17 protein-coding genes are annotated in these 14,875 nt (G+C 64.5%); all 17 read right to left on the bottom strand.

Annotated elements, in window-relative coordinates:
- Nucleotides 1-49: 49 nt before the first annotated feature.
- The 17 genes from ABIB56_RS00905 to rpsD all read right to left on the bottom strand — a co-directional run bounded on the left by ABIB56_RS00905 (nucleotide 50) and on the right by rpsD (nucleotide 14,775).
- The gene (locus ABIB56_RS00905) at nucleotides 50-784 is read right to left on the bottom strand and encodes an ABC transporter permease (protein ID WP_502917524.1); all 735 of its coding nucleotides are present in this window, start codon (nucleotides 782-784) and stop codon (nucleotides 50-52) included.
- 164 nt (nucleotides 785-948) lie between these two features.
- Nucleotides 949-1,983, bottom strand: coding sequence for an aliphatic sulfonate ABC transporter substrate-binding protein (locus ABIB56_RS00900; protein ID WP_354566850.1), 1,035 nt, complete (start codon nucleotides 1,981-1,983; stop codon nucleotides 949-951).
- Nucleotides 1,984-2,003: 20 nt separating this feature from the next.
- Complete coding sequence (locus ABIB56_RS00895) at nucleotides 2,004-2,846, bottom strand: ABC transporter ATP-binding protein (RefSeq protein WP_354566849.1); 843 nt, start codon at nucleotides 2,844-2,846, stop codon at nucleotides 2,004-2,006.
- An 86-nt stretch (nucleotides 2,847-2,932) separates the two neighbouring features.
- On the bottom strand, nucleotides 2,933-3,346 hold the full coding sequence (gene nusB, locus ABIB56_RS00890) for a transcription antitermination factor NusB (RefSeq protein WP_354566848.1): 414 nt from the start codon (nucleotides 3,344-3,346) through the stop codon (nucleotides 2,933-2,935).
- Between the two features lie 3 nt (nucleotides 3,347-3,349).
- Nucleotides 3,350-3,910 (bottom strand): elongation factor P, encoded by a 561-nt coding sequence (gene efp, locus ABIB56_RS00885; protein ID WP_354566847.1) that lies wholly within the window; start codon nucleotides 3,908-3,910, stop codon nucleotides 3,350-3,352.
- Nucleotides 3,911-4,006: 96 nt separating this feature from the next.
- Nucleotides 4,007-4,444 (bottom strand): type II 3-dehydroquinate dehydratase, encoded by a 438-nt coding sequence (locus ABIB56_RS00880; protein ID WP_354566846.1) that lies wholly within the window; start codon nucleotides 4,442-4,444, stop codon nucleotides 4,007-4,009.
- 43 nt (nucleotides 4,445-4,487) lie between these two features.
- On the bottom strand, nucleotides 4,488-5,246 hold the full coding sequence (locus ABIB56_RS00875; RefSeq protein WP_354566844.1) for an SDR family oxidoreductase: 759 nt from the start codon (nucleotides 5,244-5,246) through the stop codon (nucleotides 4,488-4,490).
- Between the two features lie 32 nt (nucleotides 5,247-5,278).
- Nucleotides 5,279-6,352: a 3-dehydroquinate synthase gene (aroB, locus tag ABIB56_RS00870; protein ID WP_354566843.1), complete on the bottom strand. Its 1,074-nt coding sequence runs from the start codon at nucleotides 6,350-6,352 to the stop codon at nucleotides 5,279-5,281.
- Nucleotides 6,349-6,855: a shikimate kinase gene (locus ABIB56_RS00865; protein ID WP_354566842.1), complete on the bottom strand. Its 507-nt coding sequence runs from the start codon at nucleotides 6,853-6,855 to the stop codon at nucleotides 6,349-6,351. The genes aroB and ABIB56_RS00865 overlap by 4 nt, the downstream gene beginning before the upstream one ends.
- A 9-nt stretch (nucleotides 6,856-6,864) precedes the next feature.
- Nucleotides 6,865-8,079: a chorismate synthase gene (aroC, locus tag ABIB56_RS00860; protein WP_354566841.1), complete on the bottom strand. Its 1,215-nt coding sequence runs from the start codon at nucleotides 8,077-8,079 to the stop codon at nucleotides 6,865-6,867.
- Nucleotides 8,080-8,115: 36 nt separating this feature from the next.
- Nucleotides 8,116-8,982, bottom strand: coding sequence for a shikimate dehydrogenase family protein (locus ABIB56_RS00855; RefSeq protein ID WP_354566840.1), 867 nt, complete (start codon nucleotides 8,980-8,982; stop codon nucleotides 8,116-8,118).
- Nucleotides 8,949-10,187: an endolytic transglycosylase MltG gene (gene mltG / locus ABIB56_RS00850; protein WP_354566839.1), complete on the bottom strand. Its 1,239-nt coding sequence runs from the start codon at nucleotides 10,185-10,187 to the stop codon at nucleotides 8,949-8,951. Before mltG ends, ABIB56_RS00855 begins: the two co-directional genes overlap by 34 nt.
- A 3-nt stretch (nucleotides 10,188-10,190) precedes the next feature.
- Nucleotides 10,191-10,652 (bottom strand): Holliday junction resolvase RuvX, encoded by a 462-nt coding sequence (ruvX, locus tag ABIB56_RS00845; protein WP_354566838.1) that lies wholly within the window; start codon nucleotides 10,650-10,652, stop codon nucleotides 10,191-10,193.
- Nucleotides 10,653-10,654: 2 nt separating this feature from the next.
- Nucleotides 10,655-13,309: an alanine--tRNA ligase gene (alaS, locus tag ABIB56_RS00840; RefSeq protein WP_354566837.1), complete on the bottom strand. Its 2,655-nt coding sequence runs from the start codon at nucleotides 13,307-13,309 to the stop codon at nucleotides 10,655-10,657.
- 50 nt (nucleotides 13,310-13,359) lie between these two features.
- The gene (locus ABIB56_RS00835) at nucleotides 13,360-13,584 is read right to left on the bottom strand and encodes a hypothetical protein (RefSeq protein ID WP_354566836.1); all 225 of its coding nucleotides are present in this window, start codon (nucleotides 13,582-13,584) and stop codon (nucleotides 13,360-13,362) included.
- Between the two features lie 58 nt (nucleotides 13,585-13,642).
- On the bottom strand, nucleotides 13,643-14,008 hold the full coding sequence (locus ABIB56_RS00830) for a DUF948 domain-containing protein (RefSeq protein ID WP_354567001.1): 366 nt from the start codon (nucleotides 14,006-14,008) through the stop codon (nucleotides 13,643-13,645).
- Between the two features lie 137 nt (nucleotides 14,009-14,145).
- Complete coding sequence (gene rpsD, locus ABIB56_RS00825) at nucleotides 14,146-14,775, bottom strand: 30S ribosomal protein S4 (protein WP_354566835.1); 630 nt, start codon at nucleotides 14,773-14,775, stop codon at nucleotides 14,146-14,148.
- Nucleotides 14,776-14,875 lie beyond the last annotated feature (100 nt).

The raw sequence follows: 14,875 nt of genomic DNA, 5'->3' as shown, positions 1-14,875 counted from the left end.
CACAGGACAGAATTTAAGGATGTCTATTTCCACCACTATAGCGTCGGAGTCAGCTCCAGCGGCGCAACAGGAAGCGCTCGAGCAGGCCGATCACGGCATCCGTCAGCTTGCCAAGAACGGCGAGCAGCACGATGGCGACGAACAGCCTGTCGATGCGCCCGTTGTCCTGCGAATCCTTGAGCAGGAAGCCGAGACCGATGGATGACGCGATCAGCTCGGCCGCGACCAGAAACAGCCAGGCCTGCGCGAGTGCCAGCCGCAGGCCGGAGACCACCGTCGGCACGATCGCCGGGAGTTGCACCGTGAGCAGCAGGCTGAGGCGCTTGAGCCCGTAGGCGCGTCCGACCTCCACGAGGTGCGCATCAACGTGACGCAGTGCACCGGCGACTGTCGTATAGACAGGGAAGAACGCACCGATCGTGATCAGCAGCACCTTCGAGTCCTCGTTGATCCCGAGGTACAGGATCAACAGCGGCACCCAGGCAAGCGAAGGCACCGCACGGAAAGCTCCGACGGTCGGCGACACCAGCAGGCTCGCCCAGCGGGAGAGGCCGATGATCGCTCCGACGACGAGTCCCACGATCGATCCGAAGACGAAGCCGAGAATAACGCGCTGGGTGGAGATCGCGACGTCGTTCCAGAGCAGTCCACGCTGGGCGAGGTCGACGCCCGCGAGAAACACCGAGGTCGGGGACGGCAGTCGATAGGCCGGAATCAGGCCCGAGGTGGACAGCAGCTGCCACGCGATCAACAGCAGCAGCGGCAGGACTGCGCCCCACAGCACCGTGAACCAGCGTGGGCGCCCGCGTTGCTGGGCAGGCGTGCCGGTCGCCGTGCCTGCAGCGGAATACCCGTAGCTCGACGCATACTGCACGAGCGTCGCTGAGGACCCGTTACCCGAGCCCTCAGCAATCCGTTCTGTCTGGTTCGACACGGTGTCCTGGTTGGCTATTTGAGAGCCGAAGGATCGGCCTTCGTGACGTAGGTCGTGTCATAGAGGCTCTTCAGCGCGTCGTCGATGAGCCCCTGGTTGGCGACGTCGCCTGAGTCCACGAAGATCGGACCGATCACCTTGAGCACCTTGGTCTGGGTGGCTCCTGGCGCGGGATCGATGTCCAGTTTCGTGCGGTCCTTGATCACGGATGCCGCGATCTTCGGGTCGATGCCTGCGACGTCGGCGAGGATTTGGGCATCCTTGTCCGGATTCTTCAGGGCATAAGCACGGGCCTTCTCATAGGCGTCGACCACGACCTGGGCGAGGTCGGGCGACTTGGCGAGGAAGCTCTCGGTGGCGTTGAGAAAGCCGTAGCTGTTGAAGGAGGGGTTGTCGTAGATGATCTTCGAACCGGCGTTCACGACACTGCTCGAGAGCAGCGGATCGAGACCCGACCATGCATCGACCGAACCGCCCTCGAGGGCGGTCTTGCCGTCGGCGTGGGCGAGGTTCTGTACTGTGACCGCGGACAGCGGCACGCCCGCCTTGGCGAGGGATTGCAGCAGGAAGAAATAGGGATCGGTACCTTTGGCCGCTGCTACCGACTTGCCCGCGAGGTCTTTGACAGACGTGATCGAGGAGTCAGCTGGTACAAGGAGCGCCGACCAGTCAGGCTGCGAATAGACGTCGATGGTCTTGATCGGCGAACCGTTCGACCGTGCAAGCAAGGCGGCGGAACCCGCGGTGGAGCCCACGTCGACGGCACCGGCGAGCAGCGCCTGGTTGGCCGCGCTCGACCCGGCCGACTGGATCCAGTTGACCTTGACCTTGTCGCCGAATTCCTTCTCGAGCCATCCCTGGTTCTTGATGATCAGGCTCAGCGGGTTGTAGGTGGCGAAATCGATGTTGAGTACGTCCGAGCTCCAGCCGTCAGCCGCCTTCTGCACTGGCTTTGCCTGGAGGGCGGAACCCTCCCCCTGTGCGCAACCGGCCAACAGCATGGCCGCCGCCGTAACGACAGCGGCGATGCCGATGATCTGTCTCCTCATGCTGAAAGTCCCTAACTCTTCTACTGTGAATGGGTGTGTGATGAAGGCGCGTGGTGGCTGGAGACGCCGAGACCGTCCAACAGCTCGACCCGAAGCTCTGCGAGTGCCTGGTCGGAACGGTCGCGCGGTCGATCGCCGGGTACCCGGATGATCCTGCGGATGCCCGAGCCGCTGTTCGGCTCGGCTCCTGCCTCCTGGCCGAGCAGCACGACTCGATCGGACAGGTAGAGCGCCTCGTCCACATCGTGGGTGACCAGGATGATCGTGGCAGGCTCGAGCGAGTGGATGTCGAGCAGCAGATCCTGCATCGTGAGTCTGGTCAGTGCATCCAGGGCTCCGAACGGCTCATCGAGAACGAGAACCCCCGGGCCCCGGGCGAGTGCCCTGGCGAGAGCGGCACGCTGAGCCATTCCGCCCGATACCTGTCGCGGGCGCAACTGGCTCGCCTCGGCGAGTTGTACCAGACGCAGCAGTTCGTCGACTCGTGCGCGCCCTGTCGCCCGTGCGGTGCCGCGGGGAAGCCCGAGTTCGATGTTGCGGGCGATACTGCGCCACGGCAGCAGGCGCGGCTCCTGGAAGGCGATCGCGCAGCGCTGGTCAAGTCCGACGAGCTCCCTGCCATCGATGCGGAGGTCGCCGAGGTCAGGAGAGTCGAGGCCGCTGATTTGGCGTAGAAGAGTGGATTTGCCGCATCCGGACGGCCCGATGAGGGCGATGATCTCCCCCGGCGCGATCTCCAGGTTCACATCGCGCAGCACCCTGCGAGGTTCGGTGTCGCGCCCCTCGGCCGCGAAGCTGCGGCTCACACCGCGCAGTGAGACCGAAAGCGCGGGCGCGCTCGTAGTCGTCAGGGTTGCGGGCATATACCGAAGTTACGGGCAGCGCACAGCTACCTGCGAACTGGAACGTAATGCGGCGACATGTTCCGCAACAATCTCGCCGAGTACGGTCAGACCCTGGTCTGGGCGATACGACCGAGCAGGCCGTTGACGAAACTGCCGGAGTCCTCCGTGCTGAGTTCCTTCGCAGCCTCGACGGCCTCGGAAATGGCCACCGCATCCGGGACCTCGTCGTTGAACATGACCTCCCAGATACCGATGCGCACGATCGCGCGGTCGAGAACCGGCATGCGGTTGATGGTCCAGCCCTGGGCGTAGGTCTCGATCAGCTCGTCGATCTCGTCGCCGTGCTCGGCGATGCCCTCGACGATGGTGCGGGCGTAGGCCCAGGACGCCGAACGCGTCGGTTCCTTCAGAGCCCGCTCGGCCTCGAGGGCAATGGCGGCGTTGAGGGAGATCTCGCGCAGATCCGCCCCGTAGAGCAGGTCGATTGCGCGCTTACGAGCCTTGGTGCGAGCACTCATCGACTAGTTGACGCGACCGAGGTATGAACCGTCACGCGTGTCGACTTTGACCTTTGTGCCCTGCTCGAGAAACAGCGGAACCTGGATCTGGTAGCCGGTTTCGACGGTCGCGGGCTTGGTTCCGCCGGTGGAGCGGTCGCCCTGCAGGCCGGGCTCGGTGTAGGTGATTTCGAGGATGACGGATGCCGGCAGCTCGACATAGAGCGGCGCATCGTTGTGCAGCGCTACAGTGACCGACTGGTTCTCGAGCATGAAGTTGGCGGCGTCGCCGACCTGGGCCTCGGTGAGGGTGATCTGGTTGTAATCGGCGGTGTCCATGAACACGAAGCCGTCGCCGTCCTTATACAGGTACTGGAAATCGCGGCGGTCGACGGTCTCGGTTTCGATCTTGGCACCGGCGTTGAATGTGCGGTCCACGACCTTGCCGCTCATGACGTTCTTCACCTTGGTGCGCACGAATGCGCCACCCTTGCCCGGCTTGACGTGCTGGAATTCGATGACGGTCCAGAGCTGGCCGTCCATGTTGAGAACGACGCCGTTCCTGATATCAGCGGTTGAAGCCATGGCTGTAGAAATCCGTTCTGGAAGGGAGGTAGGCGGGCGCGACGGCGCCGAAGCCTCGAGTTTACCGGCTCAGCCCACCCCGAAGGCACAACGAGGCTAGGACCGTCTCTTAATGAGGTCAAGGGCCAGCAGGTATGAGTCGAAACCGAAGCCGGCAATCACGCCGGTGGCGACGCCGGAGATGACGCTGGTGTGCCGGAACTCCTCGCGCGCGTGCGGGTTGGAGAGATGCACCTCCACGAGGATCAGGCCGGCCTTGGTGACGAGAGCCGCGGCATCCCGAAGCGCGTAGGAGTAGTGCGTGAAAGCGGCTGGGTTCAGGATCACCGGACTCGCGGTGTCGACGGCCTCGTAGAGCCAGCCGATGAGTTCGGCCTCGTCATTCGTCTGGCGCAGGTCGATGACGTGGTCGGAAGGGACTTCGCGGTCGAGTTCTGCGCGGAGTTCCGCGAGCGTGCCGCTGCCGTAGACATCGGGTTCCCGGCTGCCGAGACGCCCGAGGTTCGGACCGTTGAGAACGAGGATGCTGGCCATGGTTGTTGAGCTTATCGCTGCGGGGCGCGTGCCCTTGGTGTCGTCATCCCGGCGCGCTGAAGCCGCCGTCGGACTTCAACAGCTGGCCGTTGATCCACTGGCCGTCCTCCGACAGCAGGAAGGCGACGAGAGAGGCCGTGTCGGCTGGCTGACCACCTCGGCCAGCCGGCGTGCGATCGCGAACCCAGCCACGCACCTCATCCGTCATCCAGCCGGTATCGACTGGCCCGGGATTGACGGCATTGGAGGTGATGCCGAGTTCGGCGAATTCGCGGGCAGCGGCGAAGACAATCCTGTCGAGAGCGCCCTTGCTGGCGCCATAGGGAACCTCGTCGGTGATCGCGTCACTGGTCAGGGCCACGACGCGTCCGGTGCCGCGCTCCCCGGTGAAGCGCGCTGCGAATTCACGGATCAACAGCCAACTGGCTCTGGCGTTCACCGCGAAGTGGCGATCGAAGCTCTCCACCGTCGTGCTGAGAATCCCGGAGTTCACGCTCTCGGCATGGCTGAGCACCAGCGCGGTCACCCGCCCGAGGGTCTCAGCGATATCGAGGGCGGATGCCGCCACCTCGACATTCCCGAGATCAGCATCGATCCCGACCACTTCGGCGCCCAGCTCACGAAGTCGTCCTTCTATCTCAGCAATATCTCCCGCGCCACCGTTGGCTCGATCGTCGTAATGCGAGGAGTAGACGAAGGCGATATCCCAGCCGTCGGCAGCCAGTCGCTCGGCGATTCCGGCCGCGATGCCGATGCGACGTCCGAGGCCGGTCAGCAACACCACGGGACGAGAATCACTCATCCAAAGAACCTAGCAGTGCGGCAGCGACGGGGTCAGATGCCGATCTCCTGGTAGGCGGCGAATAGCAGGCTCTCATCGGGGCCGGTCAGAGTGGTCGGCTTCGCGACGTCGTCGAGCACGATGAACCGCAGCATGCTGCCGCGAGCCTTCTTGTCGCGCTTCATCACGGAGAGCAGGGTGCTCCAACGTCCAGCGGGGTAACCGATGGGCAGCTGCAGCGAGGTGAGGATGCTGCGGTGGCGATCGACGACCTCGTCGGAAAGTCGACCGGTGAGCCGACCCAGTTCCGCCGCGTAGACCATTCCGATCGCGACGGCCGCACCGTGACGCCACTGGAACCGCTCCGCATATTCGACGGCGTGCCCCAGCGTGTGACCGTAGTTCAGGATCTCGCGCAGTCCGGCCTCCCTGAAGTCCTCACCGACCACGCGCGCCTTGATGCGGATCGAGAGCTCCACCATGCGACGGAACTCCTCGCTCTGCGAGTCGGTCGCGACATCTACGTCCCGCTCGATGATGTCCAGGATCTCGGGCTCGGCGATGAAACCGTACTTCACGACCTCGCCGAACCCCGCGAGGATCTCCATCTGGCTGAGTCCGGTCAGGGTGTCGAGATCGACGATCACCCCGGCCGGCGCGTAAAAAGCTCCGACGAGATTTTTGCCCTCCGCCGTGTTGATGCCGGTCTTGCCGCCGATCGCGGCGTCCACCATGCCGAGAAGCGTCGTCGGCAGCTGGATCAGGCGGATGCCGCGCAGCCAGGTCGCGGCGACGAATCCGGCGACGTCGGTCACCGATCCCCCGCCGAACCCGACGACGGCGTCGGTTCGGGTGAAATCGGCCTGGCCCATGACCTGCCAGCAGAACGCGGCGACCTCGACCCGTTTGCCCGCCTCGGCATCCGGGATCTCGGCCAGCAACACCTCGTAGTCTCCGACCAGCGATTCGCGCAGCGCAGCAGCACGGGCGCCGAGCGTCGGCGGATGAACGATCAGCACCTTCTGAGCGTTGGGTCCGATCAACTCAGGCAGCCGATCGAGGATGCCTCGGCCCACGAGTACGTCGTAAGGTTCCGTGCCGGACACGGTGATTGTGGTTGTGCTCATCGTTCTTCCTTCGTGACCCAGCCGGCCATCTCGGCGGCGATCTGGTCGATCGGTCGATGGGACGTATCCCAGGTGCGGGTTGCGAGTCGTTCGTAGATTTCTCGTCGCGTCTCGACGAGGCGGGTCCACGCGTCGATTCCGCCCGCGACGAGGGGACGACTGGATCCGGCGATCCGGGCCTCGACGGCCTCGGGGCTCACCGTGACGAGCGCGATGCGGTGCAGCGCGAGATCGGCCTGCGTACCGGGGTCGAGCACGGCCCCTCCGCCCAGCGAGATCACGGCGGGTTCGGCGAGAGCACGAGTGACCTCCGCCCGTTCGAGACGACGAAAGTGCGCTTCGCCGTAGGTCGCGAAGATCTCGGCGATCGGTCCATGGGTCGACACGATCCGTCGATCGGTGTCGATGAAGTCGGCGCCGATCAGGCGGGCGACCTTCTTGCCGAGTCGGGTCTTCCCCGCGCCGGGTGGACCGATCAGAACGAGATGCGGAGCAGGGCTCATGCGAACGCGTTACCGGCCGAGGCGCGGATCGGAGACCGATCCGGTGCGCAGGTTTTCGGGAATGGCCGCGACGTACGCGTCGAAGTTGCGCTTCGTCTCGACGATCGAGTCGCCACCGAATTTCTCCAGCACGGAATTCGCCAGCACGAGTGCGACCATGGCTTCGGCCACAACGCCAGCGGCGGGTACCGCGCAGACATCGGAACGCTGGTGGTGTGCCTCAGCGGCACCACCCCCCGCAATGTCGACGGTGCGCAGCGCGTGGGGAACCGTCGAGATCGGCTTCATGGCGGCGCTCACTCGCAGCACCGTCCCGGTGCTCATACCACCCTCGGTGCCGCCGGCACGGTCGCTCGATCGCACGATGCCGTCGTGGGTCTTGAACAGTTCGTCGTGTGCTTCGGAGCCTCGACGTGCGGCTGTCGCGAAGCCGTCGCCGACCTCGACGCCCTTGATGGCCTGGATGCCCATGAGGGCGGCAGCCAGCTGCGAGTCGAGGCGGCGGTCCCAGTGGGTGTAAGAACCGAGTCCCGGCGGAAGGTTGTAGGCGAGAACTTCTACGACCCCGCCGAGAGTGTCGCCGTCCTCGTGAGCCCTGTCGACCTCCGCCACCATGAGCGCTGAGGTCTCGGAGTCGAAACAGCGCAGCGGATCGGTGTCGAGAGCCGCGACATCCGCGGGGCCGGGAAGCGCGCGACCCGCCGGAACACGCACCGATCCGATCGACAGGGTGTGCGACACCAGGCCGATACCGAGTTCGGCGAGAAACGATCGTGCAACCGCACCGAGAGCCACACGCGCGGCCGTCTCCCTGGCGCTCGCGCGCTCCAGGACGTTGCGTGATTCCTCGAAGCCGTACTTCTGCATGCCTACCAGGTCGGCATGCCCTGGGCGGGGGCGGGTCAGTGCCGCTCCGCGACCCTTGGGCAGGGTGTCGAGATCGACCGGAGCGGCGCTCATCACCTCCACCCACCGTGGCCATTCGGTGTTGCCGATACGCAGGGCAATCGGGCTGCCCATGGTGAGACCGAAGCGCACACCACCGCTGATCGTCAGCTCGTCCTGCTCGAACTTCTGCCGTGCACCGCGTCCGTAGCCGAGCGTGCGGCGGTAGAGGTCGGCCTGGATCGCGCCCATGGTCACCGGCACGCCGGCCGGCATCCCCTCGAGAATAGCCACCAGTTCCGGGCCGTGCGATTCGCCTGCGGTCAACCATCGGAGCATGTAAAGAATCCTCCCACAGCCTCCGAGCCGCCGAATTCAGTTCGGGAGGTCGACCGCCGCGCGCATCGCCGCGAACACGGCGGCCTCGTCGTCGAGAGCGGTATCCGGATGCCCGTTGACGAAGATCCGCACTTGGATGAGCGCCTGGTGGGCCAGCATCTCCAGTCCCCGGATGACTGTGCCTCCCGTGGCGATCCAGTTCGCGGCGAGGGCTGTCGGCCACGGTTCGTAAGCAACGTCGAACAGCACAGACCTCCGGTAGGACTCCTCGCCGAGATCCAGGTCGATTTCCACACCGTTCGGCAGCGTGCTCACGACAGCGTCTGGCACAAAATCACGATCGATCGCCGTCAGCGGTTCGTCGCCGAGTTCGAGTTCGAGTTGCTCAGCCAGCGCGATGAGCGGTCCGAGCTTCTCCGGAGCCCGGGTGGCGATCACGACGCGACGGGCGCCAAGCCGTGTGACAGCCACCAGCACCGATGACGCCGTCGCTCCGCCGCCGAGCAGTCGGACGGTGGAGAGACTGTGAACCCCCGCGGCACGAAAAGACTCCGTCACACCGTAGACATCGGTGTTGAACCCGTGCAGCATCCGGCGTTCGGTGTCGAACAAGACGGTGTTCGCCCCGCCGGTGAGTTCCGTGAACTCATCCATTGCTCCGAGGAACGGCATCACGTCGCGCTTGAGTGGCATGGTGAGGGACAGGCCACGCCATTCCGCATCCCTGCTCTCGATGAAGGCGGGCAACGCATCCGAGGTCACATCAATCGCCTCGTAGACCCATGGCAATCCGAGCGCCGCGTAGGCAGCGGCGTGAAGGGCCGGAGACTTGGAGTGCGCGATCGGATGCCCGAGCACCGCGAGCCGCATCAGTTGCAGCCGCCCGGATGCTCCTTCTGCCACTGCCCGAGCTGCTTGTTTGCCGCCTCATGCTGGGCGAGCGTGTCGGAGAATGCGGTCTCACCGGTCGAACAGTTGACCACCACGAAGTAGATCCACGAGCCGTCAGCCGGATGAAGGGTCGCGTCGATCGCCGCTTGACCGGGGTTCGAAATCGGTCCGACCGGTAGCCCGGGGTTGGCATAGGTGTTGTAGGGGTTGCTCTTGTCGGCGCGCTGGGCGGCTGTGGTCTCGAGGGTAGTACCTCCGACGCCATAGCTCACCGTCGCATCCGACTGCAGGTTCATTTTGTCGGCGATGCGGTTGTCCCAGACCCTGGCGACCTTGAGGAAGTCGGCGGTGCTTCCGCCCTCTTTCTGCGTGAGGGCGGCGAGGGTGAGGATACGGTGGCGGTCCGCGGGCGCGACGCCCGCGGCATCCAATCGCTTGAACGTCTCCTTGACGAAGGTGTCAAGGATCTGGTGGGCGCTCAGGCCCGGATTGACATTGTAAGTGGCCGGAAACAGATAGCCCTCGAGACTCGGGGCTTCGGCCGGGAGCCCGAACGACTTATAGTCGGCGGCGGCAGCCTCCAGCTGTTCCCTGGTGACACCGGTGCTCTGGCTGATGTCGGAGAGCCTGGTGATGACGCCCTTCACTGTGATGCCCTCCGGGAGGATCACGCGGGTCAACACCTTATTCTTGGGATCGGTGATGGCAGCGAGAGCAGACTTGGCACTCATCTGCTTCTTCAGCTGATAGCTGCCGGGCTGGAACTGCACGCTCGGCGTCTTGAGCAGCAGGCCGTAGAAGGCGTCATAGGTCTTCGTCACACCGGAGGCGGCCAGCGTCTTGGCCACGTCGCCACCGATCTGGCCGTCCTTGACCGTGACGATGACCTTGCCAGAGCCACTGCCGACGTAGTCGTTCGAGTCTTCCCAGCCCAGTACGTGCCTGATCTGCGGTTCGAAAGTGAACCAGACGGCGGTGGCCGCACCACCGAGGACGACGACGAAAACCAGCAATACCCAGAGCCAGCCGAGCCTGCGCTTCTTTTTCTTCTGCGGAGGAGGCCCGTACTCATCGACGCGTCCTTCGCGCACGCGCTTCGGCTGGCGTTCGCGCGCCTCGCGGCGGGACTGCGGCGCGGGTTCCGGAGTCGGGTCGGCATTCTCCCCCGTACGAGGCTGGGAGTTGAAAATATCGTCCCAGCTGGGATCATCTACCACGAGTTACTGTCCTTCGTCCGGTTCGACGACCGCACCCGGAGGGTTTCCACCAGAGCGCTCGACATCGAGGGCGTGCTGCAAAATTATAACCGCGGCCACCTGGTCGATCACAGGACGTGAGCGTTTGGTGTTTCGTCCGGATGCCTGCATCGCTCGCTGCGCGGACACCGTCGACAGCCGCTCATCCACCATCCGTACTGGCAGCGGCGTGGCGGAGGCGATCCTGTTCGCGAAGGCGCGGGCATCCTGCGTGGATGCCGTCTCTGTTCCTGAGAGGGCAAGAGGAAGACCCACGATGACCTCGATCGCATCGAGTTCCGCCGCGTGTTCGAGAATGATCCGAACGTCGCCGTCACCACGCGGCACCGTCATCACGGGAGTTGCGAGCATGCCGTACGGGTCGCTGCGAGCCAGTCCGATGCGGACCTTGCCCACATCGACGCCGAGACGAACGCCCACCCGCACTGCTACGGCCAGAGCGAGCGGGAGATGGCTTCGAATGCCGCCGGAATCGCACCGAGATCGGAACCGCCACCCTGGGCGAGGTCATCCTTGCCACCGCCTCCACCACCGAGAACTCCGGCCGCGACTTTGGCCAGCCGGCCAGCCTTCACGCCGTGCTGACGCGCTGCCTCATTCGTACCGATGATCACCGCGGGCTTACCGCCCACGTTCGCCGCGAGAGCGACGACAGCTGCGTCGGTGCCGATTCGACCGCGCACGGTGGTCACGAGCGAACGGAGGTCGTCGGAGGACTTCAGGGCTCCGACATCCTTGATCAGCACGCGCAGGTCGCCGATTGTCTCGATCTCAGCCAGCAGCGCCGGAACACGCTCGACGAGCGCGGCAGACTCGAATTCGGCGATGCGTTTCTCCGCCGCTTTCAGGCTGGCGAGCAATTCGGAGATACGCTCTGGCAGCTGTTCTCGCGGCGTCTTGAGATTGGATGTCAGTTCGTTGACGATGGCGCGCTCGGTGGTGAGATCGTTGAACGCCTCGATGCCGACGAGCGACTCGATGCGCCGGTTGCTCGAACCCACAGAGGATTCGCTGATTACGTTGATGAGCCCGATCTCCGAGCTGCGAGTCACGTGAGTTCCCGCGCAGAGTTCGAGCGACCACGGACCACCGATCTCGACCACCCGCACGGTGTCGCCGTATTTCTCGCCGAACAACGCCATCGCACCGAGGGCTCGAGCGTCATCGAGCGGCATGATGCGGGTCGAGACCTCGAGATTCTGTCTGACGGCGTTGTTAGCGATGCCTTCGATCTCGGTTCGAGTGGCGGCAGAGAGCGGCTTGTTCCAGTTGAAGTCGAGTCGCATGTAGCCGGCGCGGTTGTCTGAACCGGCCTGATGAGCCTCCGGGCCGAGAACCTCACGGAGAGCGGCATGGATGAGGTGAGTCGCCGAGTGCGCCTGGGTCGCGCCGCGACGGTACTCACTGTCTACGACGCTGGTCGCGGCATCTCCCACTCCTACCTCGCCGGAGCGCACCCGCACACGGTGACTCACGAGACCCTTCACCGGGCGCTGCACGTCGAGCACCTCGAGGTCGAAGCCGTTGCCGACGATGCTGCCGGCATCCGCTTCCTGCCCACCGGACTCCGGATACAGCGACGTCTCGGCCAGGATCACCTCGGCGATGTCGCCGATCACGGCGCTACTCACCGAGACACCGTCGACGATGAGACCGAGCACCGTGGTGTCGGTGTCGAGGTAGTCGTAGCCGGTGAAGATCGTCTCGCCCTTGGCACGGAAGGCGCTGTAGACCGACAGGTCGGCCAGCAGGGTCTTCTTGGCCTTGGCGTCGGCCTTGGCCATCGTGCGCTGATCGAGCATCAAGGAATTGAAGGCGTCACGGTCGACGGTGAGCCCCGCCTCCTCGGCCATCTCCAGCGTGAGGTCGATCGGGAATCCGAAGGTGTCGTGCAGCAGGAAGGCCGTATCGCCCGCCAGCTGCTTCACGCCGGCATCCTGGGTCTTCGAGACGGCGAGGTCCAGGATGCTGGTACCGCTCGCGAGCGTGCGGAGGAACGTCTCTTCCTCGTTGAACGCCAGATTGTGGATGCGGGTGAAGTCGCTCTCCACCTCCGGATAGGCCGCCTTCATCGCATCCCGCGATGCGCTGAACAGTTCGGTGAAGGTGGGCGCATCGACGCCGAGAAGCCTCATGGACCGCACAGAACGACGCAGCAGGCGTCGCAGGATGTAGCCCCGCCCTTCATTCGACGGCGTGACACCGTCCGACATGAGCATCAGGCTGGAGCGGACGTGGTCGGCGACGACGCGCATACGCACGTCATCGTCCTGGTCGACGCCGTAACGCCGTCCTGAAAGCTCCGCCGCACGATCGAGTACCGGGCGGATCTGATCGATCTCGTAGATGTTCTCGACGCCCTGCTTGAGAAAGGCGACCCGCTCTAGCCCCATACCGGTGTCGATGTTCTGTTTCGGCAGGTCGCCGAGGATCGGGAAGTCGTAACCGGTCCCCTCGCCACGCAGGTACTGCATGAAGACCAGGTTCCAGATCTCGACGTACCGGTCGTCGCCGGTTGCCGGACCACCGTCGGCTCCGTAGGCCGGGCCGCGGTCGAAGAAGATCTCCGAGTCGGGCCCAGCGGGCCCCGGTTGCCCGGTCGACCAGTAGTTCTCGTCCTTGCCGAGACGCTGGATGCGGTACTCGGGCAGGCCGGCGATGCGACGCCAGAGATCGAAGGAGACGTCGTCTTCCTCGTAGACCGTGACCCAGAGGTCTTTCTCGTCGAAGCCGTATCCGCCGTCGGACTCCGAGGTGGTCAGGAGCTCCCATGCGTAGGTGATGGCTCCCTCTTTGAAGTAGTCGCCGAACGAGAAGTTGCCGTTCATCTGGAAGAAGGTGCCGTGGCGCGGAGTCTTCCCGACCTCCTCGATATCGAGGGTGCGGATACACTTCTGCACACTCGTGGCGCGCGGATAGGGTGCGGGCACCAAACCCGTCAGGTAGGGCACGAACGGCACCATGCCGGCGACTGTAAACAGCAGGGTGGGATCGTCACTGACGAGCGACGCCGAGGGAACTACGGTGTGGCCGCGGTCGCCGAAGAAGTCGAGCCAGCGCGCACGGATATCAGCAGTCTGCATGGTGTCCTGGAATTAGGGCAGGGTTGATGCCCGGCCGAGAAAGAGTTGTTCTACTTCTTGCTACGGAGGTCGGCGATGACATCCTCGGCGTCTGCCACGGCCGCGCGCAGCTCCGCCTCGCGTGCCTTATAGCCGTCCACGACGGCATCGCTGAATTCCCGTGCGCGGTGGTCGACATCCTCGAAGAACCGCTGGCCCTCTGGTGTCTTGTTGATCTGGTGTGCGGCGATGAAGCCGACGCCGACGCCGACGATGAGCCACAGTAGTTTCTTCATCTGGTTACTCCCTGCTGAGTGTGAAACGGATGGTGCAGTCCAAGTCTGAGAATCAAGCTTACTTCGTGCGCCCCTTGGGCTTCAGCCCGGTCATAGCCGCGCGGACGGCAGCCGAGAAACCGGCGAGCTTGATCAGTGGACCACCAACGGTCGCCGCGAACAGGGCGATCAAAGAGGTGATGTTGCCGGTCGCCTCTGCGACGCCCTTCGTGATCGTGTCGACACGCGCGAGCTGCTTGTTGGTCTCGCTGATCGTCGTGGTGGCTTCTTCGAGCAGCGGCGTGACGTTGGTGCTGAGATCGTGGATCGCGCCCCGTGTCTCGTCGAACACGCGACCGAGTTTCACCAACGGGATAGCCAGAAGTCCAACGAGAACGGCGAATACCGCGGCCGCAATCAGTCCGGCGATGTCGCCACCACTCATGTCATCCACCCATCAATCACTAGGGAGCGCCCGCTCAGGCACTGTCCAACCCTATTGGACCCACTGGGCAAGTCGAACCCGTTAATCGAAGGAAGGGCCCCGGCACAAGCCGGAACCCTTCCTGACGAACGAAACGCTTAGCGAGCCGCGTAGTACTCGACGACGAGCTGCACTTCACAGGTGATCGGAACCTCGGCGCGCTTCGGGCGACGCACCAGGCGTGCCTGCAGCTTGTCGAGTTCGACCTCGAGGTAGCCGGGGGTCTTCGGCAGGACGTCGGCGTGACCGCCGGCGGCTGCGACCTGGAACGGCTCCATGCCTTCGCTCTTGGCATGCACGTGGATCAGCTGGCCCGGCTTCACGCGGAAGGATGGGCGGTCGACACGCTGACCATCCACGAGGATGTGGCGGTGAACGATCAGCTGGCGAGCCTGGGCCGTGGTGCGGGCGAACGCTGCGCGAACGATGAGGGCATCGAGACGCATCTCGAGCTGCTCGACCAGGTTCTCACCGGTCAGGCCAGCGGCACGACGTGCTTCTTCGAACTGGATCTTCAGCTGGGCCTCGCGGATGCCGTACTGGGCACGCAGACGCTGCTTCTCACGAAGACGGACGGCATAGTCGCTGTCGGTCTTGCGCTTGGTGCGGCCGTGCTCCCCCGGAGGGTACGGGCGCTTCTCGAGGTATTTGGCTGCTTTCGGGGTGAGCGGAATGCCCAGCGCCCGCGACAGGCGGGTCTTGCTCCGTGTACGTGACTTGGTAGACACGATTTCCTTTCGATTCTCTTCGCCCCTCGACACGGATGTGCATCGGAAGGGCTCGCGCGTGAGCGCGAACAAATGGGAAGAGGGGTGTGGCGGAGGGAAA

It is taken from the genome of Glaciihabitans sp. UYNi722 (genome assembly GCF_040549465.1).
In the GTDB taxonomy this organism is placed as follows: Bacteria; Actinomycetota; Actinomycetes; order Actinomycetales; family Microbacteriaceae; genus Lacisediminihabitans.
The sequence above is the reverse complement of the archived record's forward strand: the minus strand, read 5'-3'. Positions and strand labels throughout refer to the sequence as shown.